The organism is Pseudothioclava nitratireducens (assembly GCF_029210495.1).
In the GTDB taxonomy this organism is placed as follows: Bacteria; Pseudomonadota; Alphaproteobacteria; order Rhodobacterales; family Rhodobacteraceae; genus Pseudothioclava; species Pseudothioclava nitratireducens.
In genome coordinates this window covers 1-25,311 of record NZ_JARGDK010000015.1, presented here as the reverse complement: position 1 = coordinate 25,311, position 25,311 = coordinate 1, and the positions used below count along the sequence as shown (strand labels likewise).

At 64.0% G+C, this 25,311-nt stretch carries 24 protein-coding genes; 8 read left to right on the top strand and 16 right to left on the bottom strand.

Annotation, left to right across the window (positions count from 1 at the left end; all coding sequences use genetic code 11):
• The first annotated feature begins 59 nt into the window (after nucleotides 1-59).
• A complete protein-coding gene (locus P0X85_RS14215; RefSeq protein ID WP_275814768.1) occupies nucleotides 60-935 on the top strand; it encodes a 3-hydroxybutyryl-CoA dehydrogenase in 876 nt (291 codons plus the stop codon).
• On the opposite strand, the gene P0X85_RS14210 is transcribed toward P0X85_RS14215, so the two are convergent.
• The 7 genes from P0X85_RS14210 to P0X85_RS14180 are packed head-to-tail and all read right to left on the bottom strand — an operon-like array spanning nucleotide 902 to nucleotide 6,240.
• Nucleotides 902-1,777 (bottom strand): 1-acyl-sn-glycerol-3-phosphate acyltransferase, encoded by an 876-nt coding sequence (locus tag P0X85_RS14210; RefSeq protein ID WP_275814765.1) that lies wholly within the window; start codon nucleotides 1,775-1,777, stop codon nucleotides 902-904. The genes P0X85_RS14215 and P0X85_RS14210 overlap by 34 nt on opposite strands.
• Nucleotides 1,778-1,781: 4 nt before the next feature.
• Entirely contained in the window at nucleotides 1,782-2,051 is a 270-nt protein-coding gene (locus P0X85_RS14205) for an HPr family phosphocarrier protein (protein WP_275814762.1), read from the bottom strand.
• Entirely contained in the window at nucleotides 2,051-2,446 is a 396-nt protein-coding gene (locus tag P0X85_RS14200; RefSeq protein ID WP_275814758.1) for a PTS sugar transporter subunit IIA, read from the bottom strand. Before P0X85_RS14200 ends, P0X85_RS14205 begins: the two co-directional genes overlap by 1 nt.
• Nucleotides 2,443-3,363: an RNase adapter RapZ gene (gene rapZ / locus P0X85_RS14195; protein WP_275814755.1), complete on the bottom strand. Its 921-nt coding sequence runs from the start codon at nucleotides 3,361-3,363 to the stop codon at nucleotides 2,443-2,445. Before rapZ ends, P0X85_RS14200 begins: the two co-directional genes overlap by 4 nt.
• Nucleotides 3,360-3,803 carry an HPr kinase/phosphorylase gene (locus P0X85_RS14190; protein ID WP_275814752.1) on the bottom strand — a complete coding sequence of 148 codons (444 nt, stop codon included), beginning with the start codon at nucleotides 3,801-3,803 and terminating at the stop codon, nucleotides 3,360-3,362. Before P0X85_RS14190 ends, rapZ begins: the two co-directional genes overlap by 4 nt.
• Complete coding sequence (locus P0X85_RS14185; RefSeq protein ID WP_275814749.1) at nucleotides 3,800-5,542, bottom strand: sensor histidine kinase; 1,743 nt, start codon at nucleotides 5,540-5,542, stop codon at nucleotides 3,800-3,802. Before P0X85_RS14185 ends, P0X85_RS14190 begins: the two co-directional genes overlap by 4 nt.
• Nucleotides 5,539-6,240, bottom strand: coding sequence for a response regulator transcription factor (locus tag P0X85_RS14180; protein WP_275814746.1), 702 nt, complete (start codon nucleotides 6,238-6,240; stop codon nucleotides 5,539-5,541). Before P0X85_RS14180 ends, P0X85_RS14185 begins: the two co-directional genes overlap by 4 nt.
• Nucleotides 6,241-6,582: 342 nt before the next feature.
• Here P0X85_RS14180 and P0X85_RS14175 point away from each other — a divergent pair, with 342 nt between their 5' ends.
• Both P0X85_RS14175 and P0X85_RS14170 read left to right on the top strand, forming a co-directional pair.
• Complete coding sequence (locus P0X85_RS14175; protein ID WP_275814743.1) at nucleotides 6,583-8,181, top strand: phosphoenolpyruvate carboxykinase; 1,599 nt, start codon at nucleotides 6,583-6,585, stop codon at nucleotides 8,179-8,181.
• A 94-nt stretch (nucleotides 8,182-8,275) separates the two neighbouring features.
• Nucleotides 8,276-9,862 (top strand): phospholipase D-like domain-containing protein, encoded by a 1,587-nt coding sequence (locus tag P0X85_RS14170; protein WP_275814740.1) that lies wholly within the window; start codon nucleotides 8,276-8,278, stop codon nucleotides 9,860-9,862.
• Nucleotides 9,863-9,864: 2 nt separating this feature from the next.
• On the opposite strand, the gene rnr is transcribed toward P0X85_RS14170, so the two are convergent.
• The 3 genes from rnr to dapE all read right to left on the bottom strand — a co-directional run bounded on the left by rnr (nucleotide 9,865) and on the right by dapE (nucleotide 13,786).
• Nucleotides 9,865-12,129, bottom strand: a complete 2,265-nt coding sequence (gene rnr / locus P0X85_RS14165) for a ribonuclease R (protein WP_275814810.1) — start codon at nucleotides 12,127-12,129, stop codon at nucleotides 9,865-9,867.
• 86 nt (nucleotides 12,130-12,215) lie between these two features.
• Entirely contained in the window at nucleotides 12,216-12,632 is a 417-nt protein-coding gene (locus P0X85_RS14160) for a GNAT family N-acetyltransferase (protein WP_275814738.1), read from the bottom strand.
• Nucleotides 12,629-13,786: a succinyl-diaminopimelate desuccinylase gene (gene dapE, locus P0X85_RS14155; protein ID WP_275814734.1), complete on the bottom strand. Its 1,158-nt coding sequence runs from the start codon at nucleotides 13,784-13,786 to the stop codon at nucleotides 12,629-12,631. The genes P0X85_RS14160 and dapE overlap by 4 nt, the downstream gene beginning before the upstream one ends.
• Nucleotides 13,787-14,100: 314 nt before the next feature.
• Here dapE and P0X85_RS14150 point away from each other — a divergent pair, with 314 nt between their 5' ends.
• Nucleotides 14,101-15,690 (top strand): Hint domain-containing protein, encoded by a 1,590-nt coding sequence (locus P0X85_RS14150; protein WP_275814731.1) that lies wholly within the window; start codon nucleotides 14,101-14,103, stop codon nucleotides 15,688-15,690.
• 14 nt (nucleotides 15,691-15,704) lie between these two features.
• Nucleotides 15,705-16,823 carry a Hint domain-containing protein gene (locus P0X85_RS14145; RefSeq protein ID WP_275814728.1) on the top strand — a complete coding sequence of 373 codons (1,119 nt, stop codon included), beginning with the start codon at nucleotides 15,705-15,707 and terminating at the stop codon, nucleotides 16,821-16,823.
• Here the strand turns inward: P0X85_RS14145 and P0X85_RS14140 are convergent.
• Nucleotides 16,820-17,578, bottom strand: a complete 759-nt coding sequence (locus P0X85_RS14140; protein WP_275814725.1) for a sulfite exporter TauE/SafE family protein — start codon at nucleotides 17,576-17,578, stop codon at nucleotides 16,820-16,822. The two genes, P0X85_RS14145 and P0X85_RS14140, sit on opposite strands and share 4 nt — an antisense overlap.
• Before the next feature lie 166 nt (nucleotides 17,579-17,744).
• Between P0X85_RS14140 and P0X85_RS14135 the strand changes: the two genes are divergently transcribed.
• Complete coding sequence (locus P0X85_RS14135) at nucleotides 17,745-19,409, top strand: acyl-CoA dehydrogenase family protein (RefSeq protein WP_275814722.1); 1,665 nt, start codon at nucleotides 17,745-17,747, stop codon at nucleotides 19,407-19,409.
• A gap of 95 nt (nucleotides 19,410-19,504) precedes the next feature.
• Entirely contained in the window at nucleotides 19,505-20,008 is a 504-nt protein-coding gene (locus P0X85_RS14130) for a GNAT family N-acetyltransferase (protein ID WP_275814719.1), read from the top strand.
• Here the strand turns inward: P0X85_RS14130 and recO are convergent.
• The 5 genes from recO to P0X85_RS14105 form a co-directional block, all read right to left on the bottom strand.
• Nucleotides 20,005-20,724, bottom strand: a complete 720-nt coding sequence (recO, locus tag P0X85_RS14125) for a DNA repair protein RecO (RefSeq protein ID WP_275814717.1) — start codon at nucleotides 20,722-20,724, stop codon at nucleotides 20,005-20,007. The two genes, P0X85_RS14130 and recO, sit on opposite strands and share 4 nt — an antisense overlap.
• A 67-nt stretch (nucleotides 20,725-20,791) precedes the next feature.
• A complete protein-coding gene (locus P0X85_RS14120; protein WP_275814714.1) occupies nucleotides 20,792-21,130 on the bottom strand; it encodes a DUF1491 family protein in 339 nt (112 codons plus the stop codon).
• A gap of 3 nt (nucleotides 21,131-21,133) precedes the next feature.
• Entirely contained in the window at nucleotides 21,134-22,045 is a 912-nt protein-coding gene (gene era, locus P0X85_RS14115; protein ID WP_275814711.1) for a GTPase Era, read from the bottom strand.
• A gap of 79 nt (nucleotides 22,046-22,124) precedes the next feature.
• Entirely contained in the window at nucleotides 22,125-22,802 is a 678-nt protein-coding gene (locus P0X85_RS14110; RefSeq protein WP_275814708.1) for an aminotransferase class IV family protein, read from the bottom strand.
• Nucleotides 22,763-23,905, bottom strand: a complete 1,143-nt coding sequence (locus P0X85_RS14105; RefSeq protein ID WP_275814704.1) for an aminodeoxychorismate synthase component I — start codon at nucleotides 23,903-23,905, stop codon at nucleotides 22,763-22,765. The genes P0X85_RS14110 and P0X85_RS14105 overlap by 40 nt, the downstream gene beginning before the upstream one ends.
• 220 nt (nucleotides 23,906-24,125) lie before the next feature.
• On the opposite strand from P0X85_RS14105, the gene P0X85_RS14100 reads away from it, so the two are divergent.
• Nucleotides 24,126-25,145: a GlxA family transcriptional regulator gene (locus tag P0X85_RS14100; RefSeq protein ID WP_275814702.1), complete on the top strand. Its 1,020-nt coding sequence runs from the start codon at nucleotides 24,126-24,128 to the stop codon at nucleotides 25,143-25,145.
• Nucleotides 25,146-25,311: the final 166 nt, after the last annotated feature.

Sequence of the window (25,311 nt, the reverse complement as noted above, 5' to 3'; positions counted from 1 at the left end):
CGCTTGCGCGGCATTGCGTGCGCAGCATAAGGTTCGGCGACCTGAAAAGAGGAAAAGACATGGCGATCGAGACTGTTGGAATCGTGGGCGCGGGGCAGATGGGCAACGGAATTGCGCATGTCTTCGCGCTGGCCGGATACGATGTTCTGCTGAACGACATCAGTGAGGATGGCTTGCGCAAGGCGCTTGAAACCATCGACAAGAATCTCGAGCGGCAGGCCTCCAAAGGAAAGATTTCAGAGGCCACGAAAACAGAGGCGCTGGCCCGGATCGGCACCACGATGACCCTCAGCGATCTCGGTCAGACGGATCTGGTGATCGAGGCCGCGACCGAACGGGAAACGGTGAAGCAGGCGATCTTCGAGGACCTGCTGCCGCATCTCAAGCCGACGACGATTCTCGCGTCGAACACCTCGTCGATCTCGATCACCCGACTGGCCTCGCGCACGGATCGGCCCGAGAAATTCATCGGGCTGCACTTCATGAACCCGGTGCCGGTGATGCAGCTCGTCGAGATCATTCGCGGTATCGCCACGGATCAGGCGACCTATGAAACGGTGCTGGCGGTGGTCGAGAGCCTTGGCAAGACCTCGGCCTCGGCCGAAGATTTCCCGGCCTTCATCGTGAACCGCATTCTCGTGCCGATGATCAACGAGGCGGTCTACACGCTTTATGAAGGGGTGGGCAATGTGCGCTCCATCGACCTGTCGATGAAGCTGGGGGCCAACCATCCGATGGGGCCGCTGGAGCTCGCCGATTTCATCGGGCTCGATACCTGTCTGGCGATTATGAACGTGCTCTATGACGGGTTGGCGGATACGAAATACCGCCCCTGCCCGCTGCTGACGAAATATGTCGAGGCCGGCTGGCTGGGCCGTAAAACGGGCAAGGGTTTTTACGACTATTCCGGGCCGGAGCCTGTGCCGACGCGCTGACCCCGCCTGACATCGAGCAGACCCAGAACATGCCCGCGCAATCGTGCGGGCATTTCGGTCAGCGGGCCTTGCAAAAGCGGGTCAGCAGGCGCGAGCGGCGTGCCGATGACCACCCGCTGCTGGCGTTTCAACACGAGCTTGATCTCTCGCAACAAGAGCCCCTGCCGCAAGGTGCGCGACAGCCGACCGGCAATCAGGTAGCTACGCGACGCCTGTCCGGGAAGCGCGACGGGCACCACCGTCGCCCCGCTCTCGCGGATCAGCTTGGCGGTAAAGACATGCCAATCGCCCTCGACTGCTGCGCCCCATGGGGATAGCGCACCCGCAATTTCCCCCGCCGGAAAGACAATCACGGCCCCGCCCTCGCGGAGTTGCGCCAAAGCCGCCCGCCGCATCGCAACGACCGCCTCTCGCGCGTCCGGCTCATGCGGGAACGGCACCGGGATCGAAAGCTCGGCAATGGGGCGCACCGCCCGTAAGATACGCCGTGACAGGATCTTGTAGTCCTGACGCACCTCACCAAGCATGTCCGCGACGACGATTCCGTCAATAAGACCCCGCGGGTGATTGGCCACGACAACCAGCGGCCCCTCGCGCGGGATGCGCGCCTGCGTCTCCCTGTCGATCTCGACGCTGACCCCCATCACACGCAGGATCGCCGGGAAAAACGCGGGGCCTGTCGGAATGCCCTCACGCCGAAAGCGGCGCACCAGGCGCAGCAACGCGGGCTTTGCGGTGGTGAATTCCAGAAGATGCACGACCCAGCGCCGCCACCCCGGAGGAACGGTTTGCGCATAGCTCAACTGGTGATTGGGGGGCGTGTCTGGGGTGGGCCCGGACACCGGCTCAGTTGTCCTCGCCGAACTTGTCTGCAACCAACGCCTCAAGCGCGTCAGCCAGCGCATCTGCCTCGGCCCCGCTTGTGGTGACGTTGATCGAGGTGCCGCGCGACGCCGCCAGCATCAGCAGGCCCATGATCGAATCCCCGGATACGGACATCCCGTCCTTTTCGACCTCGGCGCGGGCATTGTGATCCTCGACGACCTCGACGAACCGGGCCGATGCGCGCGCATGCAGCCCCTTTTCGTTGACGATCTTGAGAACACGTGCTGCCATTACTTCACCCCGCAGACCGAAAAGCTGTTGATATATTTACGCCCGGCATCCAGCGCGGCCTCGACCGCGGCATGCACGCTCAGACTGCGCGACTTCGCCAGTTTGATCAGAAGAGGCAGGTTCGCGCCATAAATGATCTCGCGTTCGCAATGCTCGCAGGCCAGCAGACTGAGATTGGAGGGGGACCCCCCGAACATGTCGGTCACGACCACAACGCCGTCACCCGTATCGACGGCATCGGCAGCGGCTCGGATCTCGGCCTGTTTTTTGGCGCGGTCATGGTCATCTTCGATGGTAATCGCGCGGATGCCGTCCTGCGGCCCCACGACATGCTCGACGGCGGCGAGATATTCGCGCGCGAGCCCCCCATGTGCGACGATCACGATCCCGATCACGCGCTGCTTCCCGTCTTCACCCCGGCCAGACCTTCGGTCCGCCGTTCCAACTCCCTATGCCGTTTAGACACCTGCCAACCGGCCTCCGCAAGGGCCTTGGCAATGGTTTCCGTAACGGCAACCGACCTGTGTTTCCCACCTGTGCAGCCAAAGCCCACCGAGAGATGCGTACGGCCTTCTTCGACATGCGCGGGCAACACAAAAAGCAAGAGCCCCATGACCCGCTCGATCAGTTCCGCATAGCGCGGATCCGAGGCCACGTAACCCGCCACATCGGGGCTCCGTCCGTCTTGCGGGCGCAGCGCCTCGACCCAGTGCGGATTGGCGAGAAACCGGCAGTCGAACATCAGATCGAGCCCGCGCGGCACGCCGCGTTTGTAGCTGAAACTATGCACGGACACCCCAAGCCGTGCCACGCGCCCCAGATCGAACCAGCGCGAAACCTCGGCGCGGGCCTCGTGCGGCGTCATCGCGGAGGTGTCGATCAGCACATCCGCCCGGACCCGGATCGGCGCCAGCATGTCGATCTCCAGCAAGATGCCCTCTTTCGGGGCCTCGATCTGGGTCAGCGGATGGCGGCGGCGCGTTTCCGAGTAGCGGCGCTCCAACACTTCGGGCCGCGCATCGAGATACAGCACCTCGAGCGTCACCTCGGGGGCACGGGTCAGGCTGTCGATCAGCTCGATCAGGGCGGTGGCCGAGAAGTCGCGGTTGCGCACATCGATGCCCAGCGCGATGGGCCGTTCGGCGGGACCGCCCAGAAGTCGCGGCACGAGGCTCAGCGGCAGGTTGTCGATCGTCTCATAGCCAAGGTCTTCAAGCGCGGCGATGGCCGTCGTCCGCCCCGCCCCGGATGGCCCCGTCACCAGCACAACGCGTTGCGCGGTGGGGGTGTCGGTTTTCACCGCCTCGCTCACGCGACTCTCCCGCCCTTCAGATATTGAAGGATTGCAGCATCTATAACCGCACTGTGCAAGCGCAGAATAAGCGGCAGTGCTTCACCGCAGATCACATATTGGCGCTCTGGCGGCAGCCGCTCGGACTCTTCCTGTGCCAGATCGACGACCAGCGCAATGCGCGCCCGAGGCAGCGCTTCGGCGGCCAGGAGGCCCGCACCGCGCGCTTCGATCTTCCCCAAGAGCGGCGCGGGAGCCGTGGCCCAGACCGCGCCCTCCGCGGCCATCAGATGCACCCGATCATCCGCCACAAGCGCACAGCCCAGCGCCATCAACCGCAATGCAAGAGAGGATTTACCCGCACCGGACGCCCCGAGGATCAGCACCGCCCGCTGCGCATCGAGCGCGACGCAACTCGCGTGAAGGGTCTGTTCGGCGCGCGCGGCGGGCTGCCCGCTCAAATCGGGAGACCCACCACAAAGCGGGCACCCAGCGGCTCGGAGGTGATGTCGGCATCCGTCGGGCGAATATTCTCGGCCCAGATCACGCCGCCATGGGCCTCCACGATCTGCTTGGAGATCGCAAGACCAAGGCCCGAATGGTCCCCGAACTGCCCCTCGGGCCGCTCGGAATAGAACCGCTTGAACACCTTAGTCAGCGCCTCTTCGGGGATGCCGGGGCCGGTATCTTCGACCACGACCAGCACCCGATTGTCGCGCCGCCGCGCCCAGACACGCACGGCATCGCCATCCTCGCAGAAGGAAATCGCGTTGGTGATGAGATTGACGAACACCTGCGCCAGACGCCCTTCAAGACCGGTGAACATGATCGGGCTGGAGGGCAGATCGGTGATGAACTCGACGCCCTTTTCGCGCGCCTGCTGGCCGAGGAACTCGGTCAGGTTGGTGACCATCTTCAAGAGATCGAAGGTCTCTTCCTCTTCCTTCACCAGCTCGGAGTCGAGACGCGAGGCGTTGGAAATATCGGACACAAGACGATCCAGCCGCCGCACATCGTGGTCGATCACATCGAGCAACTTGGTGCGATGCTCCTCTTTCTTGACCATATGCAGCGAGGCCACGGCCGAGCGCAAACTCGCCAGCGGGTTCTTGATTTCATGGGCGACATCGGCAGCGAATTGTTCATTGGCGTCGATCCGGTCATAGAGCGCCGCGACCATCCCGCGCATCGCACCCGACAGGCGGCCGATTTCGTCAGGGCGCGCGGTCAGATCGGGGATGCGGACGCGCGTCGGACTCATCTTGCGGGCGTTCTTATCGCGCCCGATCTCCGCCGCAGCCGCCAGATCCGAGAGCGGGTTGGCGATCGTCGAGGCGAGCACGAGGCTGAGGCCGATCGAGACGATGATCGCGATGACGAACATCTGGAGCACCTGCTCGCGCTCGACCCGGACCAGTTGCTCGATTTCGCCCGCAGCAGAGGTCAGAGCAATGGTGCCGACCATCCGGTCCCCTTGATAGAGACCCGTCGCAACCGAGAAGACCGTGTCGCCCGAGGGCGTGCGCGAGGTGACCATCTGCGTCGTCTGTGGGGCGACACGCCCCACCAGTTCGGCAATATTCGATTGCGGATCGCCCTGCATCACCGGCAGGTCGTCATGCGAGGTGAGCGCGGACAGCCCCTCCCAGACGGAGTTGAGCAGGTCGGTGATGAGCGTCGAGCGGTGGTCGATCCCAAGCCCTTCGGCCGACTCGCGTTCGGCGGTCTGGACGTCGCGCGAACTGATGATGAGCTGCCCGGTCATGTCGAACACGTAAAGCGTGCTGCCCTCGGGCAATTCGATCCCCGACAGCGTGTCGGCCACGTCGATGCCATCCCCGACCATGAGGTTCACCGGCGCCACCTTGGGCATCCGCGCCTCGAACACATCGGCGATCAGCTCAGCCTCCGAGACGATCGCGCTTTCGCGCTGTAGCACGAGGCTCTGACGGAACGGGTTGAGGTAAAGCACCCCCGCCACCATCACGATCATGGCGAGAAGGTTGAAGGTGATGATCTTGCGCGCCAGCGGCGAACGGTTGAGCGAGATCATGCCCCGCTTTTGCCGCCCCGCATTGAGGTCGGCATCCAGAACGCTTTCGGGGGCGACCCAATCCTCCCCCAGAACGATATCCGTCCGAGAGCGTTTCCGGCGCGCGCCTTTAGACCGTCTCAATGCTATGCGTCCTGCAACCGTCATTCTTCGTTGTAACGATAGCCGATGCCATACAGCGTTTCGATGGCCGAGAAATCGTCATCGGCGGTCCGCATCTTCTTGCGCAGCCGCTTGATATGGCTGTCGATGGTCCGGTCATCGACATAGACCTGATCGTCATAGGCCACATCCATCAGCTGATCGCGCGACTTCACGAAGCCCGGACGCTGTGCAAGCGCCTGAAGCAACAGAAATTCCGTCACCGTCAGCGTGACTTCCTTGCCCTTCCAGCTCACCGAATGACGCAGCGGGTCCATGGTCAGATTGCCGCGCACGATCACCTTGTGCTCATCCGAGGTTTCCACCTCATTGCCCGCGATCGCTTCCTGCCGGCGCAGAAGCGCGCGGATGCGTTCGACCAGAAGACGCTGCGAGAACGGCTTTTTCACATAGTCGTCCGCGCCCATGCGCAAGCCGAGAACCTCGTCGATCTCGTCATCCTTGGAGGTCAGGAAGATCACCGGCATCGTGGTCCGCTGGCGCAAGCGCTGCAACAGATCCATGCCATCCATCCGCGGCATCTTGATGTCCAGAACGGCCATGTCCGGCAGACGCTTGTTGAACGCCTCCAATGCGGCCTGACCGTCGTTATAGGTCTCGACTTCGAAGCCTTCGGCCTCCAAGGTCATCGACACCGACGTAAGAATATTGCGGTCGTCATCGACCAGCGCGATCCTCGACATGTGCGGCACCCCATACTGCTCTATGATTATTTTCCCGCCATATTCCGTGTTCCGCAGGCTGGAATCAACACAGATGTGCGAATCATCCGGTCCACGCGAATCATTTGCGGCGAAAAAACCGAAGGTTTGACTAATATGTCTCACCTTTCAGTCATGGTGGCGCTAAAGTTCAGATGGTTGCGCTAACTGCGGCAAACCGTTCTGTTCCATCCCTGAAACGGCATGCTATAGGGCGCCTATTCGGCGGCCCGGCCTATCGGGGCGACCGGATCGGTATTCCCATGGCCCGGGATGCCGGGAGGAACCGAACAGTCAGCCGCGCAACGGCATCGGGAGCTACACATGAGCATTGGACGCGTGAACCCGGCGAACCGCCTGGAAGATCAAGGCATCACTGGTCTGGGCAATGTCTATTACAACCTTCTCGAACCGGCACTGATCGAAACCGCGCTCAAGCGCGGCGAAGGGACGCTTGGTAAAGGCGGCGCATTCTATTGCACCACCGGCGCCCATACCGGTCGCTCCCCCAAAGACAAATTCGTGGTCCGCACGCCCGGCGTCGAGGACACGATCTGGTGGGAAAACAATGCGCCGATGGACCCGGCGAAGTTCGACCAGCTTCATGCCGACATGCTCGAGCACATGAAAGGCGGCGACTATTTCGTGCAGGACCTCTACGGCGGCGCGGATGCGGAGCACCGCCTCGACGTGCGCGTCGTAACCGAGCTTGCCTGGCACGGGCTGTTCATCCGCACCATGCTCCGCCGCCCCGAGCGCGCGGAACTCGACACCTTCGCGCCCGAGTTCACGATCATCAACTGCCCGAGCTTCAAGGCCGACCCCGAGCGTCATGGCTGCCGTTCGGAAACCGTGATCGCGCTCAACTTCGAGAAGAAGCTGATCCTGATCGGCAACACCGCTTACGCGGGCGAGAACAAGAAATCGGTCTTCACGCTGCTCAACTACATCCTGCCCGGCAAGGGCGTGATGGCGATGCACTGCTCGGCCAACCATGCGATCGGCAACCCGGACGACACCGCCGTGTTCTTCGGCCTGTCGGGCACCGGCAAGACCACGCTCTCGGCCGATCCCTCGCGCACGCTGATCGGCGATGACGAGCATGGCTGGTCGGAAAAAGGCACCTTCAACTTCGAAGGCGGCTGCTACGCGAAGACGATCAACCTCTCGGCCGAGGCCGAGCCGGAAATCTACGCCACCACGTCGAAATTCGGCACCGTGGTCGAGAATATGGTGTTCGACCCCGAGACCCTCGATCTCGACTTCGAGGACAACTCGATCACCGACAACATGCGCTGCGCCTACCCGCTGCACTACATCTCGAACGCTTCGGAAAGCGCGCTTGGCGGCCACCCGAAGAACGTGATCATGCTGACCTGCGACGCCTATGGCGTGCTGCCGCCCATCGCGCGCCTCACGCCCGCGCAGGCGATGTATCACTTCCTCTCGGGCTTCACCTCGAAGACTCCGGGCACCGAAGTGGGCGTCACCGAGCCGATCCCGACCTTCTCGACCTGCTTCGGCGCGCCCTTCATGCCGCGCCGCCCCGAGGTCTATGGCAAGCTCCTGCAAGCCAAGATCGCGGAATTCGGGTCGAGCTGCTGGCTGGTGAACACTGGCTGGACCGGCGGCGCCTTCGGCACCGGCTCGCGTATGCCGATCCGCGCCACCCGCGCGCTGCTGACCGCTGCGCTCGATGGCTCGCTGAATGATGTCGAGTTCCGCAAGGATCCGAATTTCGGCTTCGAAGTGCCGGTTTCGGTTCCGGGCATCTCGGACGTGCTGCTCGATCCGCGCCGCACCTGGGACGACAAGGCCGCCTTCGACGCGCAAGCCGCGAAGCTGGTCAAGATGTTCTCGGATAACTTCGCCCAATACGTCCCCTATATCGACGAGGACGTCAAAGCCGCAGCGATCGGCTAAGAATTCCGGACAGTGAACCGACAAGGCCGGGCCATTGCGCCCGGCCTTTTCGTTGCGCGCTTGACTGCGCCGCGCCGCGCGCCAGAGTGGAGTGATGCACTTCGGGCTGACCCTGCTCATGGCGATGATCGCAGTCGCCGCGCTCGTCGCGGCGGGGCTGACGCTCTTGGTCGCGCGCCTGACCCATCCGCGCCCCCGTGGTCCCCATCCGCATTCCACCGCCCTGATCGCCCCTTCAGACGCCACGATTCCGCGCGCTTTCGCGGCCCCTCTCCAGGATCGGCCGGGCCAATGCGCGCTCCATCCGCTGACCGATCCGCTTGACGCGCTCGCGGCGCGGCTGGAACTGATCGAGGCCGCCGAAACCGCAATCGACCTGCAATATTACATCTGGCAGAACGATATCGCGGGCGCGCTGATGCTAGACGCGCTACGCCGGGCAGCAGCGCGAGGCGTGCGCGTGCGACTGCTCCTCGACGACAACGGCACGGCGGGGCTCGACGAGACACTCTCGGCCTTTGCGCGGCGCGAGCATATCGAAGTGCGGCTCTTCAACCCGTTCCCGATCCGCGGCGCGCGGGTTCTGGGCTACCTCTCCGATTTCCGCAGGCTGAACCGGCGGATGCATAACAAGGCGATGGTCGTGGATGGCACCATCGCTATCGTCGGCGGACGCAATGTAGGCGACGACTACTTCAACAATTTCGCGCCGGGCGGGCTCTATATGGATCTCGATCTGGCCGTGGCCGGCCCGGTCGTGTCCGACATTGCCCGCGCCTTCGATGCCTTCTGGAATACCCCTGCTTCGCTGCCCGCCCCGTTGCTCTTGCGTCCGGTCTCGGAGGCCCGCGCCGAGGCCCTGCGCGCCGGAGAGGCCGCGCGCCTGTCACGTCTCGAAGCGGCGGCCTACCGCGAGAGCCTTGCCGCGGCACGGGCCGGCGCGCTGATCCTCGGCCCCGACGCCCCCGAGCCGATCTTTGCCGAGGCACATTTCCTGTCGGACCCGCCGGACAAAATCCATGGCGGGCGGCGCGGGTCCGATCTTTTATGGCACGCGCTGCGCAAGACGCTCGGCCAGCCCCGCGAAGAGCTGGTTCTCATGACCCCCTATCTCGTGCCGACACGACAGGGGACCAAGGCGCTCGCCCGCTTTGCGAAGGCGGGCATTCGCGTCAAGGTTCTCACCAACAGCTTTGCCGCGACCGATGTGCCGTTGGTTCATTCCGGGTATGCTCATCGCCGCCGCCCGCTTCTGCGCGCGGGTATCCAGCTTTTCGAATACGCCCCGGACGCCGAGACCCGCCGCACGCCCGGTGATTTCATCTCGCGCCGTATCAAGGGCACCTCGCCCTTCTCGCGCAACAAGCTGCACGCCAAGGTCTTTGCCGTGGATCGTGTGCGGGTGTTCGTCGGCTCGTTCAACTTCGACCCCCGCTCGATGCGGCTCAATACCGAGAACGGGCTGGTCGTTAGCTCGCCGGAACTCGCGGCCGAGATATCGGACGCGTTCGAGCACTACATTCCCGAGCGCGCATGGGAGGTCAAACTGGCCCCCCTTGGCGGCCGGCTGATGTGGCACCGCCCCGGCCAGCCCGCACTGCGCCATGAGCCGAATGCCTCCATCGGCTCGCGGGTGATCCTCGGGATCGCCCAGCGCCTTCCGATCGAGTGGATGCTCTAGCCTTACTTGCGCCGCGTGCGTTTGACCTTGCGCGCCTTGGCGCGCTCTTTCGAACGCGCAGCCCCCGGCTTGCGCGGCACCCGCATCCCCGGCTTCTTGCCGCCGCGCCGCCCGGACGGCATCGCTGCCCCCTCGATTTCGAGAAGTTCGAGCATCAGCCCCCCGGTCATCGGCACCGCCTCGGCAAGGCGCACCAGAACCCGCTGACCGATGCCGATGGTCAGCCCGGTATCCGCGCCGATCAGTTGCTGCGCTTCGCGGTCGAAATGGAAGAACTCCCGCCCGATCTCACGGATCGGGATCAGCCCGTCGGCGCCGGTCTCATCGAGCTTTACGAAGGCCCCGAACTTCTGCACGCCCGAGATGCGCCCCCGGAACTCGGCCCCCACGCGCTCGCTCAGATAGGCGGCGAGGTAACGGTCGGTCGTGTCGCGCTCTGCCAGCATCGAACGGCGCTCGGTCTCGGAGATATGCTGCGCCGTCTCTTCGAGCATCTCGACCTCGGCCGCGCTCAGCCCATCCTTGCCCCAGCCATGTCCGGCGATCAGCGCCCGGTGCACGATCAGATCCGAATAGCGCCGGATCGGCGAGGTGAAATGCGCATAGGAGCGCAGCGCCAGCCCGAAATGCCCGTAGTTTTGCGGGTGGTAATAGGCCTGCGTCATCGAGCGCAGCGTGCTGATGTTCAGGAGTTCGTCGAACTCGCTGCCTTCGGATTGCGCAAGCAGGTTGTTGAGATGCTGCGTCTTGAGAACCTGGCCCTTGGCGAGCGTAAAGCCCGAGGCCTGCGCGACTTCGCGGAGCGCCTCGATCTTTTCGGGGCTCGGCTCTTCGTGGACGCGATAGAGGAGCGGCTTACGCAGCCGTTCGAGTTCCTCGGCGGCGGCGACATTGGCCAGCACCATGAATTCCTCGATCAGCTTGTGCGCGTCGAGCCGGTCCTTGAAATTCACCGAGGCGACCTTGCCGTCCTCGCCGATCACGATCTGCCGCTCGGGCAGGTCGAGTTCCAGCGGCTGCCGCTTGGCCCGAGCGCGCAGGAGCGCCTCGTAGCAGGCATAGATCGGCCCGATCACCTCTTCGAGGAGCGGTTCGGTCTTGGCATCGGGCGCGCCATCGCGGGCGGCCTGCACCTGCTTGTATTCAAGCGAAGCGACCGAGTTGATCATGCCGCGCGTGAAGCGATGGCCGATCTTGTTGCCGAAGGAGTCGATCTTCATCCGCACCGCCAGCACCGCGCGCGGCACATGCTCATGCAGAGAACACAGGTCGCCCGAGAGCCGATCCGGCAGCATCGGCACGACGCGGTCCGGGAAATAGGTGGAGTTGCCGCGCTTGCGGGCCTCGCGGTCGAGCGCGGAACCGGGCGTCACGTAATGCGCGACATCGGCAATGGCGACCCAAAGGATGTGGCCGCCCTCGTTCTTGGGGTCATCGTCCGGCATCGCCAGACAGGCGTCGTCGCGGTCGCGCGCATCCGCCGGGTCAATGGTGACGAAGGGCAGTTCGGTCAGATCCTCGCGGCCATCGAGCGTCGCAGGCACGGCGGCATCGGCCTCGGCGATCACCTCATCCGGGAAGTCATCGGGGATGCCGTGCTGGTGGATCGCGATCAGCGAGACGGCGCGCGGCGCGCTCGGATCACCCAGCCGTTCGATCACCCGCGCGCGCGGCAGGCCCATACGGCCCTTCGGACCGCTTTGCTCGGCCTCGACCAATTCGCCATCTTTGGCATCAAGCGTGTCGCCCGCAGACACCTGCCATTCCTTGTCCGCGCCCTTGTCGATGGGCTGGATACGCCCGCCCTCGGCGCTCTTGCGGAAGATGCCCACGACGCGATGCGCGGCCTGCCCGATCTTGCGAATGAGGCGGCCCTCATAGTCATAGCCGCGCCCCTCGACCGCCGTCAGGCGCGCCAGAACCCGATCGCCCTCGCCCAGCGCCGGATCGCTCGATTTCGTGACCATCAGAACAACCGGCTCGTCGCCCTCGCCCGACCATTCCGGCGCCCGCGCCCAGAGGTCGCCCTGACTGTCAGCCCGCAGGATTTGCAGCACCGTCACCGGCGGCAGACCCGCCGCGTCGTGATAAGAGCGCCGCCGCTTGGCCAGCAGCCCCTCATCCTCCATCTGCTTGAGGATACGCTTCAACTCGACCTTTTGCGGGCCCTTGATGCCAAAGGCCTTGGCGATGTCGCGCTTGCTGGAAGCGCCCGGGTGTTCCGAGAGCCAGTCTAGAATCTCTTGGCGAGACGGGATTTGCGGCAATGTGCTCATCAGGTTTCCTAACACGCGGTGCGCGGCGCGTCATTGCTCCGCGTGGGGGCGATGCCCCGGCTCGCATCGGCGAGAGGTCAGAGGGGCTTTTCCATGTCACGATGCGGGATGCCAGCATCGTCGTAAATGGGTCCATAGGCGGAAAAGCCAAGTTTTTCATAGAAGGGGATCGCGTGACACTGTGCGCCAAGCTGCGCCCGGGTGCAGCCCAGCGCCCGCAGGCGCGCCTCGCCTTCGCGGATCAATGCAGCACCCAGTCCGGTGCCGCGCGCTTCTCGTAGCACGCAGACCCGCCCGATCTTGCCGGTCTCGCCCTTGAGCAGTAGCCGCGCGGTCCCCACCGGGTGCCCATCGACACGCGCCAGAAGATGCACCGCGTCCGCATCCAGCCCGTCCCATTCTTCTTCCTCGGGAACGTTCTGCTCTTCGATAAACACAGTCCGGCGCAGCGCACGGCAGGTGTCCAGATCGCGGGTCTCGGTGATGTCGGTCATGCGAAATACTCGCGCAGGATACGCGCATAGATCGCCTTGAGGCGCGTGATCTGTTCGGTCTCGATCCGCTCATCGACCTTGTGCATGGTCTTGCCGACGAGCCCGAATTCAAGCACCGGGCAATGGTCCTTCATGAAGCGCGCATCCGAGGTCCCGCCCGAAGTCGAGAGTTCGGGCACGAGCCCCGTCTCGGCCTCGACCGCGCGGGCGACCAGTGCGACGAACTCCCCCGGCGGGGTGATGAAGCTCTCGCCGGAAATGTCGGCGTCGAGGGTGAAGGCGATGCCCGTTTCAGCCGCAACCGCATCGATCAGCTCTTGCGCCCAAGTCGTGAGAGACGCCCCCGAATGGAGATCGTTGAACCGGATGTTGAGCGTCGCCCGCGCCTCGGCGGGGATCACGTTATTCGCCGGATTGCCGCAATCGACAGTGGTGACCTGAAGGCTCGAAGCGTCGAAATGCTCGGTCCCCTGATCGAGCGGCTCCGCCGTCATCCGCCCCAGCAGGTCGATCAGCGCGTGGAGCGGGTTGTTCGCCCGGTGCGGATAGGCGACGTGCCCCTGCACCCCGCGCGCCGTGATGCGGAATGTGACCGAACCGCGCCGTCCGATCTTCATCATATCGCCCAGGTGCTCGGGGCAGGTAGGCTCACCGACAAGGCAGACCGACATCGCCTCGCCCTCTGCGCGCATCCAGTCGAGCAGCGCCAGCGTGCCGTCCTTGCCCGGGCCTTCTTCATCGCCGGTGATTGCGATCACGATGGCACCCTCCGGCGGGGTCTCTTGCACGAAATCGACCGCAGCCGCGACGAAAGCCGCCACGCCTGATTTCATGTCCGTCGCGCCGCGGCCCCAAAGCTCTCCGTCCACGAGGGCGCCCGAAAACGGCGGATGGGTCCAGGCGGCCTCGTTGCCTACCGGCACCACATCGGTATGGCCGTTGAAACCAAAGCTGCGCGCGGCCCCTTTGGCACCCCAGCGTGCAAAGAGATTTGGCACACCATTGCGATCCACGCGCGTGCAGGCAAATCCCGCCGCGCCGAGATGCGCCTCGAGCAACGCGAGCGCGCCCCCTTCCTCCGGCGTGACCGAGGGGCAGCGGATCAGATCGGCCGTGAGTTGCACCGGATCGAGCGGCGTCGGTTGCTGCGGCATGGGCGCTCCTGTCTTTACGCCCCAAGGCTTAGACAAGCGCGCGCCCGAGCACAATATCGCGCGCCGGACCCTGCGATGGGGGGTGTTGCACAGGGGACACCCGAACTCTCGCAATCCCGGCATGGCGAAAAAAGGGTTCCTAAATGGCATAAGCGCGGCATATTCTTGGGAAAAATAAATGTCCCGAGGCAGGGCAACACGAGCAGGGCACAAGCCCATCCATAATCAGAGGCCGAAAATCGGCCCGATCTCAGGTCAGGACACAGGCGTCCTGAAGCAGTGTTTGCGCTGCCTCCGCGATATTGGAGGCACGGATGGCGACGACAGCCGAACTCAATTATAACACCAATGCCAGTGCAATGCAGATGGCACAGACCATCTTTGGCGATGGGGTCACGGTCGTCAGCGCAAGCTATACCGGCGACCCGCGGTCCTCTGCGATTTATTCGAACGGTGACAGCCTGGCGCCGGGGGCAACGCCCGGCGATACCGGGGTGATCCTTTCAACGGGCTATGCAAGCAGCTACACCAACTCTCCGAGCTGGTGGGGCGGCAATACCAACACCAACCAGTCCAGCAGCACCTCGACCAACACCGGGGGCGTCAATAACGACCCCGATTTCAACGCGCTCGCCGGTGCGAACACCTATGACGCGGCGCTTCTGGATGTCGATTTCATTCCCGATGGCAATGTGATGACGATCAGTCTCACCTTCGCCTCCGAGGAATACCCCGAATACGTCAACTCTCAATATCTCGATATGGTCGGGATCTGGGTCAACGGCCAGCCGGTCGACATGGTGATCGGTGATGCGTCGGTCAACAACATCAACTCGCTCGACAACCAGAACCTCTATCTCGACAATACGGGCGATGACTACAACACCGAGATGGACGGGCTGACCGTTACGCTCTCGATCAGTTTCCCGGTGAACCCCGGCGAGGTGAACTCGATCCGCATCGGTATCGCGGATGTGTCGGACTCCTCCTACGATTCGAACGTGCTGATCGCGGCGGACTCGGTGCAGACGACGCTGATCGCGATGGATGACCATCAATGGATGGACACCAACAGCACCCGCACCATCGACCTGCTGGGCAACGACCTCAACTCCACCGGCGGGACACTGTCAGTCACCCATATCAACGGGATTGCGGTCTCGGCGGGCGACTCGGTGACGCTGGCCTCGGGCGAGGTGGTGACGCTCAATGCGGATGGCACGATCACCGTCACCACCGATGGCGACGAGAATGTCGAGGCGTTCACCTACACCGTCACGAGTTCCACCGGCGACACCGATGTGGGCTTCGTCACAATCGACACCGTGCCGTGCTTCGTCGCGGGGACGCTGATCGACACGCCCGAGGGCATGCGCCCCGTCGAGAGTCTGCGCCCCGGCGATCTGGTGCTGACGCAGGACGAGGGTCCACAGCCGATCCGCTGGGCCGGGAGCCGCACCGTCGCGGCGCTTGGGAATTTTGCGCCCATCCGTATAGCGGCAGGCAGCTTTGGCGCCGAGCGCGATGTGCTTCTCTCGCCGCAGCATCGGGTGTTGGTGCGTGACGTTCTGGCCGATCTGCTGTTCGGGGAGCCAGAGGTGCTGGTCGCGGCCAAAGACCTTTTGAACGGTCGCACCGTGACGGTCGAGGAAGGGGGCGAGGTGACCTATGTGCATCTGCTGTTCGACCGCCATCAGGTGATCTTCTCCGAGGGCATGCCGAGCGAGAGCTTCCTGCCCGGACCGCAGGTCATGGGCAGCCTCGAAGCCGAGGTGCAGGCCGAGATCTGCGCGCTCTTCCCCGAGCTCGACCCAGCCACCGGCAAGGGCTACAGCCCCGCCGCCCGCCGGATGCTGCGCGCGCACGAGGCGCAGGTCCTGTGCCAGATATCCCGCGCCGCTTGAAGGAGCCGCCCCGCATGCAGCACCCCAGCGCGTATAGTCAGGATTCCGGATGGTTCGCCGCGCATATGCCCGGCGAGGGTGCCTGCCGGCTGGCCGAGCGCGCGCTGCCCCGGCTGCTCGCCCGCGGCAGTCTGATGCTAGAATTCTCGCTGATGCGGGGGGAGACGAATATCCTTCCGCTTCTGCATCTGAGCACGCGTGAAGACTGGCCGCGCTTCCTGTCGCTGTCCTTCACCGAGGACGGCCATATCGCGCTGGTGCAGCGTCAGGGACAGGAGTTTCACGCGCTTTCGATCGACGCCTCCGCCGACATCGCGGCGGGTGGGCAGATGCGGCTGACATGGTCATGGGACGGCCCCAACCGTCAAAGCCTTCTGACGCTGGAGGCCCTCAACCGGGGCACTTTGCGCCAGCGCGCGGGGCGGGCGCCGTTGCCGATGCCCTTGGCCGACCTGAAGGCGCTCGCAACGGGAACCGGAACCGCGCGGATCGGGCCAAGGGTGGATTGGCTGGCAATGGGCGACCATGTTCAGCCCGCCGGGCCCGGCGCGTGCTTCGCGCCCTCGACCCCGATCGAGACGCCCAACGGAACCCGCCCTGCTGGGAGCCTCCAAGCCGGGGATGTGGTTGAAACCGTCGATGCTGGCCCGCAGGAAGTGCTGTGGTCGGGTCGTGTGAGCCTGCCCTCGCTCGGTAGCCTGCGCCCGGTTCGGCTGTGCGCGCCGAATTTTGGGGAAACGCAAAATCTCTGGCTCATGCCCTATCACCGGGTCGTCGTGGGCGGTCCCGCAATCGAATACACCTTCGGCAAGAACGAGGTTCTGGCCGAGGCGCGCCACCTTGTGGATGGCTGCACCGCGCTCCAACCCGAGCGCCCGAATGTCCTTAGTTGGCACGGGATTTTGCTCGCGGGGCACCATCTGCTGATCGCGGATGGCTGTCAGATCGAAAGCCTGGCAATCGGTGGTCTCGCACAGCAGACCGCGTTGGCGCGGACCACCGCGCTCGCCGCGCTGGCCGAAGATGGCACGCTGCCCCGGCACAAGACCACCCCCCGCCGCATCATTCGCGGCTACGAGGTGACGACGCTGGGTGCGGTTCGCGCGCTCAATCGCGGGCCGGTCGCCGCCTAGACCACCAGCGCGCGCCGGATCAGGTTCAGCCCTGTCAGCAGCAGCAGGATCAGGGTCCAGCGCCGGAACCGCGCTGCGTCCAGACGGTCTTGCGCGCGAAAGCCCAGCCACATCCCCACCATCGCCGGGATCACCAAGAGCGCCGAAGCCGGCGCGGTCTGCGCATTCAGAACCCCAGACCCGATATGCGCGACCGTGAGAACCACAGCGCCCAAGAGGAAGACGACACCCTGCACACGCACGGTCTCCTGCTTTTCGGCATGGATCGAGAGCAGATACAGGATCAGCGGCGGCCCCCAGATCCCCGAGATCCCGCCATAAAGCCCTCCGACGATGCCCAAACCGATCTCGGCCCGCCGCCGGTGATGGATCGGCAGCATCATCGGGCGACCACTCAGTTGAAAGGCCGCGAAGGCCACGATCGGAAGGCCCAGCATCGCGAACATCAACGGCTGCGGAATATCACGCACGAAGCCCGCACTGATCGGAATGAAGATGACGATCATCGCGATGAACAGCCGATATTTCATCACCGAGGCCCAGGCCGCGCCCACACCTTGCCGGAACGCCTGCGCGAGATTGGTAATCAGCGTCGGCACGATCAGCAGCGCCAGTGCAAGTTCCGCCGGCAGGAACGAGCCAAAGGACGAGAGCATGATCATCGGCATCGCAAACCCGACCGCGCCCTTCACAAAGCCCGCGAACAAGGTGAACCCCGCCGCCAGCGCCACTTGCCAGATCTCCAGACCGAACATCGCCCCTCCCCGGGTTGTCAGACGCTTTTAGCGCGCTATCTCGCCGCACACAGCCCTTTTCGTCCGCGACACATTCGATCCGAACGCGGCGTCCGGGCGAATTTTTATTGCGCTGCGCCTGCAAAATGCCTAAGCACAATGCACTCGCAGAAAAGGAAACCGACTCATGGCGCATGATGGGGCCGATATGCCGAAAAATACCGTTCTCACCGATCTTCTGGCGCTGACCGAAGCGACCCTGCCGGAGCTTAAAACGCTGGTCGAACAGGCCACCGGGGCGCTGCGCGCCAAGACCGTTCAGGAGGGCCGCGTGTCGGGCGCACTGCTCGAAGCCCATCAATACGAGGCGCATGGCCTCGCATGGCTGACGACCTATCAGCAATCGCTCGAACAGCTTCATGGCTGGGCCAAGCGGCTGTCGGACGAAGGCAAGTTCGGCGAGATGGAGAAGCTGATCGTGCAGATCGGCTTTGGCGAATACCTCGCCCAGATTCAGGGCGGCATCCAGATGAACCAAGGCGAGATGGTGCGCCTGTCAGATATGGGCGTGAACTGGACCCCGTCGGACGCGGCTGCGACGCTCATCGCGGGCGGTAACACCAATGCCGCGCGCCTGGCTCTGGTGGCGCTGATGCGCGACGTGCAGGGCCGCTCGATCTTCGGCAATTCGGGCCTCGACGAAGACCTCGAAATGATCCGAGAGCAGTTTTATCGCTATGCCGAAGACCGCGTGAAGCCGAACGCGCATGAATGGCACCTGAAGGACGAACTGATCCCGATGGAAATCATCGAGGAACTGGCGGAACTGGGCGTGTTCGGCCTGACCATTCCCGAAGAATTCGGCGGGCTTGGCCTGTCCAAGGCCTCGATGGTCGTCGTGACCGAGGAACTCTCCCGTGGCTATATCGGGGTCGGTTCGCTTGGCACGCGCTCGGAAATCGCGGCGGAACTGATCATCTGCGGCGGCACCGAAGAGCAGAAGCAGAAATGGCTGCCGGGCCTTGCCTCGGGTGAGATCCTCTCGACCGCAGTCTTCACCGAACCCAACACTGGCTCGGACCTCGGCTCGCTGCGCACCCGCGCCGTCAAGGATGGCGACGACTGGGTGGTGACCGGCAACAAGACCTGGATCACCCACGCCCAGCGCACCCATGTGATGACGCTGCTTGCGCGCACGGACCCGAACACGACCGACTATCGCGGGTTGTCGATGTTCCTAGCCGAAAAGACGCCCGGCACCGATGACAACCCGTTCCCGACGCCCGGCATGACCGGCGGCGAGATCGAAGTGCTCGGCTATCGCGGCATGAAGGAATACGAGCTTGGCTTCGACGGCTTCCGCGTGAAGGGCGAGAACCTGCTGGGCGGCGAAGAAGGCAAAGGCTTCAAGCAACTGATGGAGACCTTCGAATCCGCCCGCATCCAGACCGCCGCGCGCGCCGTGGGCGTCGCCCAGTCCGCCTGCGAGATCGGCATGCAATACGCCATCGACCGCAAGCAATTCGGCAAATCGCTGATCGAGTTCCCGCGCGTGGCCTCGAAGCTTGCCATGATGGCGGTCGAGATCATGATCGCACGTCAGCTCACCTATTTCTCGGCATGGGAAAAGGATCACGGGCATCGCTGCGACCTCGAAGCGGGTATGGCGAAACTGCTCGGGGCACGCGTCGCATGGTCGGCAGCCGACAATGCGCTGCAAATCCATGGCGGCAATGGCTTCGCGCTCGAATACCAGATCTCGCGCATCCTGTGTGACGCGCGCATCCTCAACATCTTCGAGGGTGCCGCCGAAATTCAGGCGCAGGTCATCGCGCGTCGCCTGCTCGGCTGACACTTGGAAAATCGTAACGGAACGGGGCCTTCGGGCCCCGTTTTTCGTTGCGCATGCGGCAGGTTCGGGCAATCTCTGGCACGAAGGAGACCCCCATGATCCGTGACGCCCGACCCGAAGACGCCCCCGCCATCGCCGAGATCTATAACGATGCCGTGCGCAATCTGGCCGCGATCTGGACGGATACCCTTACCGACGCGGCAGAGCGTGCGGAGTGGATCGTCGAGCGACAGGCAGCGGGCTTTCCGGTCATCGTTACCGAACGCGATGGGCGGGTTCTGGGCTATGCGAGCTATGGGACATTTCGCGCGAAGGACGGCTATGACCTGACGGTCGAGCATTCCGTCTACGTCCACTCGGATGCGCGCGGACGCGGGCTTGGAACTCCGATGCTGGAATGGGTGATCGAGCACGCGCGCGCGGCGGGCAAGCATGTGATGATCGGCGCGATTGATGGGCAGAACGCTGGTTCGATCGCGCTGCACGCACGGCTTGGCTTTGAGGCGGTCGGCACGTTGCCGCAGGTCGGCAAGAAGTTCGGGCGCTGGCTCGACTTGACGCTAATGCAGTTGCGTCTCGACGACCGCCCGGCCCCTTAACGCGCGAGCGCGTCGATCAGCCTTTGCCGCGCGGCGGGCAACGGGCGGCGGCCCAGCTCCGGCGCGATCTTCTGCTCGAGGAAATAGCCCGTGAGCCGCAACCCCTCGCCGATTTCGGTGAGCGTTGCGGGACCTTGCCCGAGGAGACAAAGCGGTAGCGGCAGAAGCTTCGGCGCCCACTCACCCGCCCCCTCGCGGCTGACGGCACGGCCCGTTTTGGGACTGACGAATGCCAGATCGTCGCGCGTCCCCGTCACGGCGCAGCGGGTCAGGTCGAGCCCGTAGCCGAGTTCCTCCAGCAGCGACATTTCCCAATGGAGGTAATCGACGGGCCAACCCTCCAGCGCTTCGCCCACCACATCGAAGAGCGCCTCGGTATCAGCATGAAGCTGCGGGTGGGCCTCGCGTTCGGGCAGGGTGAACCCCAACAGCGCGCAGATCGAATTGAGCCCCAGAAGCGCCAGCCGATCCGACAAAACCCCCGCGCGGCTTTTCACCGGCTCGATGGTGAAACTGCCCAGATGATCTTCGAGCCGTGCGCGCCAGGCGACCGCGACATGGCTTCCGGGTTGCAGGACTGCCGCCATCTTGCGCGAGGCGCCGCCTCGCACCACGCCCGCATGCCGCCCGTGTTCGGCGGTGAATATCTCGACAATCGCCGAGGACTCGCCATGCGGGCGGGTCGAAAGGATCGTGCCGCTGTCTTGCCAGTCCATCGCGCCTCTTGCCCGGTGCTTTTCGCCCGGCAGAGCGAGGATATTGACCCCGCGCCGAAAGGGGAAGTCAGTCCTTGAGGCCTTCTTCTTCCAGAAGCGTGCGCCCCTCACGGCTTTCCAACTCGATCACCCAGAGATCGGGATCAAAGGAAATCTGCTTGCGCACGCTGTCATCGACCTCGCGCTCCGGCCCCTCGATCAGCACCATCCACTCGCGCGCGCCGGTCATCAGGTCAAAGCTGCGCTGATAGGCGCGCGCCTGCCCGTCGAGTGTCGCGCATTTGACCAGAACCGCGCCCGCATCCGCATTACCGCGCCGGGTGACATAGGCCGGGATATGGGCCAGTTCGAGCCGCTTGAGATAGGCGCGCACCCAGAGATCGGCGGTCAGGCGCCCTGCGCTCATCGCTCAGTCGCCATCCTTGAAATCGAGCCCCATTTCGGAATAGCGCTCGGCTTCTTCAAGCCAGTTCGGACGCACTTTCACTTGCAGGAAGAGGTGCACGGGCCGGCCCAGAAACTCCGACATTTCCTCGCGCGCGGCAGTCGAAATCCCCTTGATCGTCTCGCCCCCCTTGCCCAGCACGATCCCCTTATGCCCGTCGCGCATCACGTAGATGAGCTGGTCGATCCGGGTGGAGCCATCGGGGCGATCCTCCCATTTCTCGGTCTCGACGGTGAGCTGATAGGGCAGCTCCTCATGGAGCCGCAGCGTCAGCTTCTCGCGGGTGATTTCGGCTGCAATCTGGCGCATCGGCAGATCGGCGATCTGATCCTCGGGGTAATACCACGGGCCTTCGGGCAACTCGCCCGCGAGCCATTCACGCAGGTCGTCTACGCCATAGCCGCGCTCGGCCGAGATCATAAAGGTCTTCACAAAGTCGAACTCGGCATTCATCTGCGCCGAAAGGTCGAGCAGCTTCTCGGCCTTGATCTTGTCGATCTTGTTGATCGCAAGCGCGACCGGCTGTGCGCCCGCGCGTTCCTTCAGCGCGGCGAGGATCGCCTTGACGCCCTCGGTCAGACCGCGATGCGCCTCAATCAGCAGAACGATGATATCCGCGTCCGATGCGCCACCCCAAGCGGCAGTGACCATCGCGCGGTCAAGTCGGCGGCGCGGGCGGAAGATGCCGGGCGTATCGACGAAAACGATCTGCGCATCGCCCTCGATGGCCACACCCCGGATGCGGGCGCGGGTGGTCTGCACCTTATGCGTCACGATCGAGACCTTTGCCCCCACCATCCGGTTGAGCAAGGTCGACTTGCCGGCATTGGGCTCACCGATCAGGGCCACGAAACCTGCGCGCGTGCTGTTGGTCACATCAAAATCTCCGATTGTTGCCGCTTCTCTAGAGCAATCCGCGCAAGACTACCACGGTCCTTTGCGGCCTGCGTCATTTTCAGCGCGTCGGCTGGGGCAGCCACAAATCCGGGATAAGCTGCGCCGGGATCAGACCGCGCAGCGAATTCCCGAAGAAGATCGCCTCGGCCCTCTCCAGATCGGCAAGGCGCAGTTCGGCCTCGCGCGCTTTGCGCGCAGCAAGCAACTCAGCACGCAGAACGCCGGGCAAAAGCCCTGCGGCCAAGGGTGGCGTCAGCAAGGTGCCATCCAGTTGCACGAAGAGGTTGGTGATCGTCCCCTCGCAGAGCGCGCCTTCGGTGTTCAGGAACAGCACCTCATCCACCCCGGTGGGCAGCGCCGCCCGCGTCGCGTCATAAAGCCATCGGCGCGTGGTCTTGTGCCTGAGCCACGGATCGGCAGCGTCCAGCCGCGCCTCGGAGATCTCGAAACGCCACTGCGGCGGGTTGGGCGCGAGGGGGCCAGTGGTGACCGAAAACTGTCCATCGAGCCGCAGTGCAAGGCGCACCCGCAGCGGGGCATCGCCGCCGATCTCTGCAAGGGCCGCCTGCGCCCCATCCTTGTCGAACGGCAATCCAAGCGCCGCGGCGCTCCGGGCCATCCGTTCGAGATGACGGTCGAGCCGCACGAAACCTTGGCCGGGTCGAAAGCCGAAGGTCTCGATCAGTTCGAACGCCGTCAGTTCGGCGTCAGAGAGGTTGCGAAGCGCGTTTTCCACAGGGCCTCCTCGTATTCCGATTGTGCAGTGCTGTCATAAACCACGCCGCCGCCCACATTGAGCCGCGCCTTGCCCTGCCCGTCCAGCACAATGGTGCGGATCGCCACGTTGAACTCCATCGCGCCACTCGGAGCCATCCAGCCGATCGAGCCGCAATAGGCTCCGCGCGGTCCGGCCTCAAGCTCACGCAGGATCTCCATCGCGCGGATCTTCGGCGCGCCGGTGACAGAGCCGCAGGGGAAGAGCGCCGTGAACAGATCGAGCAGCCCGGTTCCGGGGACAAGCTGCGCGACAATGCGAGAGATCATCTGATGCACGGTCGCAAAGCTCTCGACCTTGTAAAGTTCCGGCACCTTGACTGAACCGATCTCGGAAACGCGCGACAGGTCGTTGCGCAGAAGATCGACGATCATCAGGTTTTCGGCCCGGTTCTTCGGGTCAGCGGCCAGCCACGCCTTGCGCTCGGCATCGACCACGGGATCGGGCGAACGCGGCTGGGTGCCTTTCATCGGGTGTGTCTCGATCTTCCCTGTCGCATCGACGCGGAAAAACAGCTCGGGCGAACGCGACAGAAGCACCGGGCCGCCCAGATCGACAAAGGCCCCATAAGGCACCGACTGCCGCGCGATGAGCGCCGCATAGAGTGCCTCCGGCGCGCCGCGCGCCTCGGCGACCAACGGAAAGGTGAGGTTCGCCTGATAGATGTCACCGGCGGCGAGCAGCTCCGTCACTCGCTCAAACGGGGCGCGATACTCTGCGGCCTTCCAAGCCGGACGGAAATCCGAAAACCCGACATCGTCGCCCGGTACCGGCATGGGATCGGGCTTGTGCGGCGCGTCGAACACCCCGAACAGCATGAGCGGCTCGGGCCTTGCCTCGGGCAAAAGCGGCACAAGCCGCTCTGTCAGAAGATAACCCAATTCATAGCTTGCATACCCGGCCAGCCAGCGCCCCTCGGCCCGCGCCCGCTCCATTGCGGCAAAGGCCGGGGCGACCTCCTCGGGGGTGTCTGCACGGATGATCGCCTCGGGCTGTGCGAACAGCGTCCCGCCCGGCAGCGGACCGTGATCGAACAGGACACGCCCGCCTGCTGCATCGCTCATAACCGACCTCGTTGACCGCTTCCGGCTCTGGCCTGCCGCAGCGGTAAAGGCCCGCGGCGAGGAATTCCGATGGGTGCTTAGCCCGATCAACCGCTATTGGCAATCTTTGCCCGGGCTACAGCGCACAGCCTTGCGCAGGGGAAAACCGTATGCGTTGCCTCAAACGGCCTGCTATAGGCTACAAACGACAAACGCGGTGCGGAACTCCGGAGGTGGCAGCGTGCATTCAGATCCGATCGTCCCGAAAGGTGCGGCCTATTTTCCGCTCGAAACGGATGCTCCGACGCGGCAATACGCGTTTGTCCTCGTGCCCGGCTTCACACTCCTCGCGTTCAGTTCGGCGGTCGATCCGTTACGCATTGCGAACCAACTGTCGCAAAAACCGCTCTACCGTTGGCAGGTGCTCTCTGAAACCGGAGAGCCGGTCGCAAGCTCTTCGGGAATTTCGATCTGCGTCAATCAGCGGATTGCCCCGCTGCCTCGTGCGACCCGGCTTTTCGTGTGCTCGGGCAATCCCCCGCAAGCCGCGACCGCCCCGGCCATCGTCTCGATGGTGCAACGGCACGCACGCTTTGGTGGTATGGTCGGCGGGATCTGCACCGGCGCAATCGCATTGGCCAAGGCCGGGCTTCTCAATGACCGGGCTTTCACGCTCCATTGGGAGAACCAGCCCGCCTTTTGTGAAACCTTTCCGGAATTGCGCCCCACGACCGCGCTGTTCGAAGGGGCCGGCGCGGTGATGACCTGCGGTGGCGGGGCGGCGGCGACCGATATGATGCTTTCGATCATTGAGCAGGACCACGGGGCCGAATTCGCCGGGATCGTTTCAGATATGTGTCTGCGCAAGGTGATGGTCGGTCCGAGACCCGAACAGCGCAGCTCCACCGCGATCCTGCTCCAATCGCGCAATCCCGGGCTACTTGCGGTCGTCGGCCTGATGAATAGCCATATCGAAGACCCGCTGTCGCTCCCGGAATTGGCCGAGCGCGCGGGCTATTCGCGTCGCCATATCGAGCGGATGTTCCTCTCGGTTCTGGGGGAGACACCCGGCAATTATTACCGAGGCCTGCGGCTCGATCGCGCCCGCAACCTTCTGAGCACCACGGATATGAGCCTTCTCGACGTCGCAACCGCCTGTGGCTTCGGTTCGGTTGCGCATTTTTCGAAGAGCTTTAAATCCCGTTTCGGCTTTCCACCAACGAAGTTTGACCGTGTTGTAAGCGGTTTTCGAGGCGTTTGATCGTTTGCTTCCAGCGTGTTTCCCTCGCCTTCGGGGCAAACGCGCACGGCCCCGCGTTTTGCGAGGCTAGAGTATTGTAATTGTTTTGTTATTTTGGTTGCGGGGGTAGGATTTGAACCTACGACCTTCAGGTTATGAGCCTGACGAGCTACCGGGCTGCTCCACC

Coding starts and splice junctions, on each gene's coding strand:
- P0X85_RS14215 (WP_275814768.1), top strand. CDS start 60: ATGGCGATCGAGACTGTTGGAATCGTGGGCGCGGGGCAGATGGGCAAC.
- P0X85_RS14205 (WP_275814762.1), bottom strand. CDS start 2,051: ATGGCAGCACGTGTTCTCAAGATCGTCAACGAAAAGGGGCTGCATGCG.
- P0X85_RS14185 (WP_275814749.1), bottom strand. CDS start 5,542: ATGACGGTTGCAGGACGCATAGCATTGAGACGGTCTAAAGGCGCGCGC.
- P0X85_RS14180 (WP_275814746.1), bottom strand. CDS start 6,240: ATGTCGAGGATCGCGCTGGTCGATGACGACCGCAATATTCTTACGTCG.
- P0X85_RS14175 (WP_275814743.1), top strand. CDS start 6,583: ATGAGCATTGGACGCGTGAACCCGGCGAACCGCCTGGAAGATCAAGGC.
- P0X85_RS14170 (WP_275814740.1), top strand. CDS start 8,276: ATGCACTTCGGGCTGACCCTGCTCATGGCGATGATCGCAGTCGCCGCG.
- P0X85_RS14160 (WP_275814738.1), bottom strand. CDS start 12,632: ATGACCGACATCACCGAGACCCGCGATCTGGACACCTGCCGTGCGCTG.
- dapE (WP_275814734.1), bottom strand. CDS start 13,786: ATGCCGCAGCAACCGACGCCGCTCGATCCGGTGCAACTCACGGCCGAT.
- P0X85_RS14150 (WP_275814731.1), top strand. CDS start 14,101: ATGGCGACGACAGCCGAACTCAATTATAACACCAATGCCAGTGCAATG.
- P0X85_RS14145 (WP_275814728.1), top strand. CDS start 15,705: ATGCAGCACCCCAGCGCGTATAGTCAGGATTCCGGATGGTTCGCCGCG.
- P0X85_RS14140 (WP_275814725.1), bottom strand. CDS start 17,578: ATGTTCGGTCTGGAGATCTGGCAAGTGGCGCTGGCGGCGGGGTTCACC.
- P0X85_RS14135 (WP_275814722.1), top strand. CDS start 17,745: ATGGCGCATGATGGGGCCGATATGCCGAAAAATACCGTTCTCACCGAT.
- P0X85_RS14130 (WP_275814719.1), top strand. CDS start 19,505: ATGATCCGTGACGCCCGACCCGAAGACGCCCCCGCCATCGCCGAGATC.
- recO (WP_275814717.1), bottom strand. CDS start 20,724: ATGGACTGGCAAGACAGCGGCACGATCCTTTCGACCCGCCCGCATGGC.
- P0X85_RS14120 (WP_275814714.1), bottom strand. CDS start 21,130: ATGAGCGCAGGGCGCCTGACCGCCGATCTCTGGGTGCGCGCCTATCTC.
- P0X85_RS14105 (WP_275814704.1), bottom strand. CDS start 23,905: ATGAGCGATGCAGCAGGCGGGCGTGTCCTGTTCGATCACGGTCCGCTG.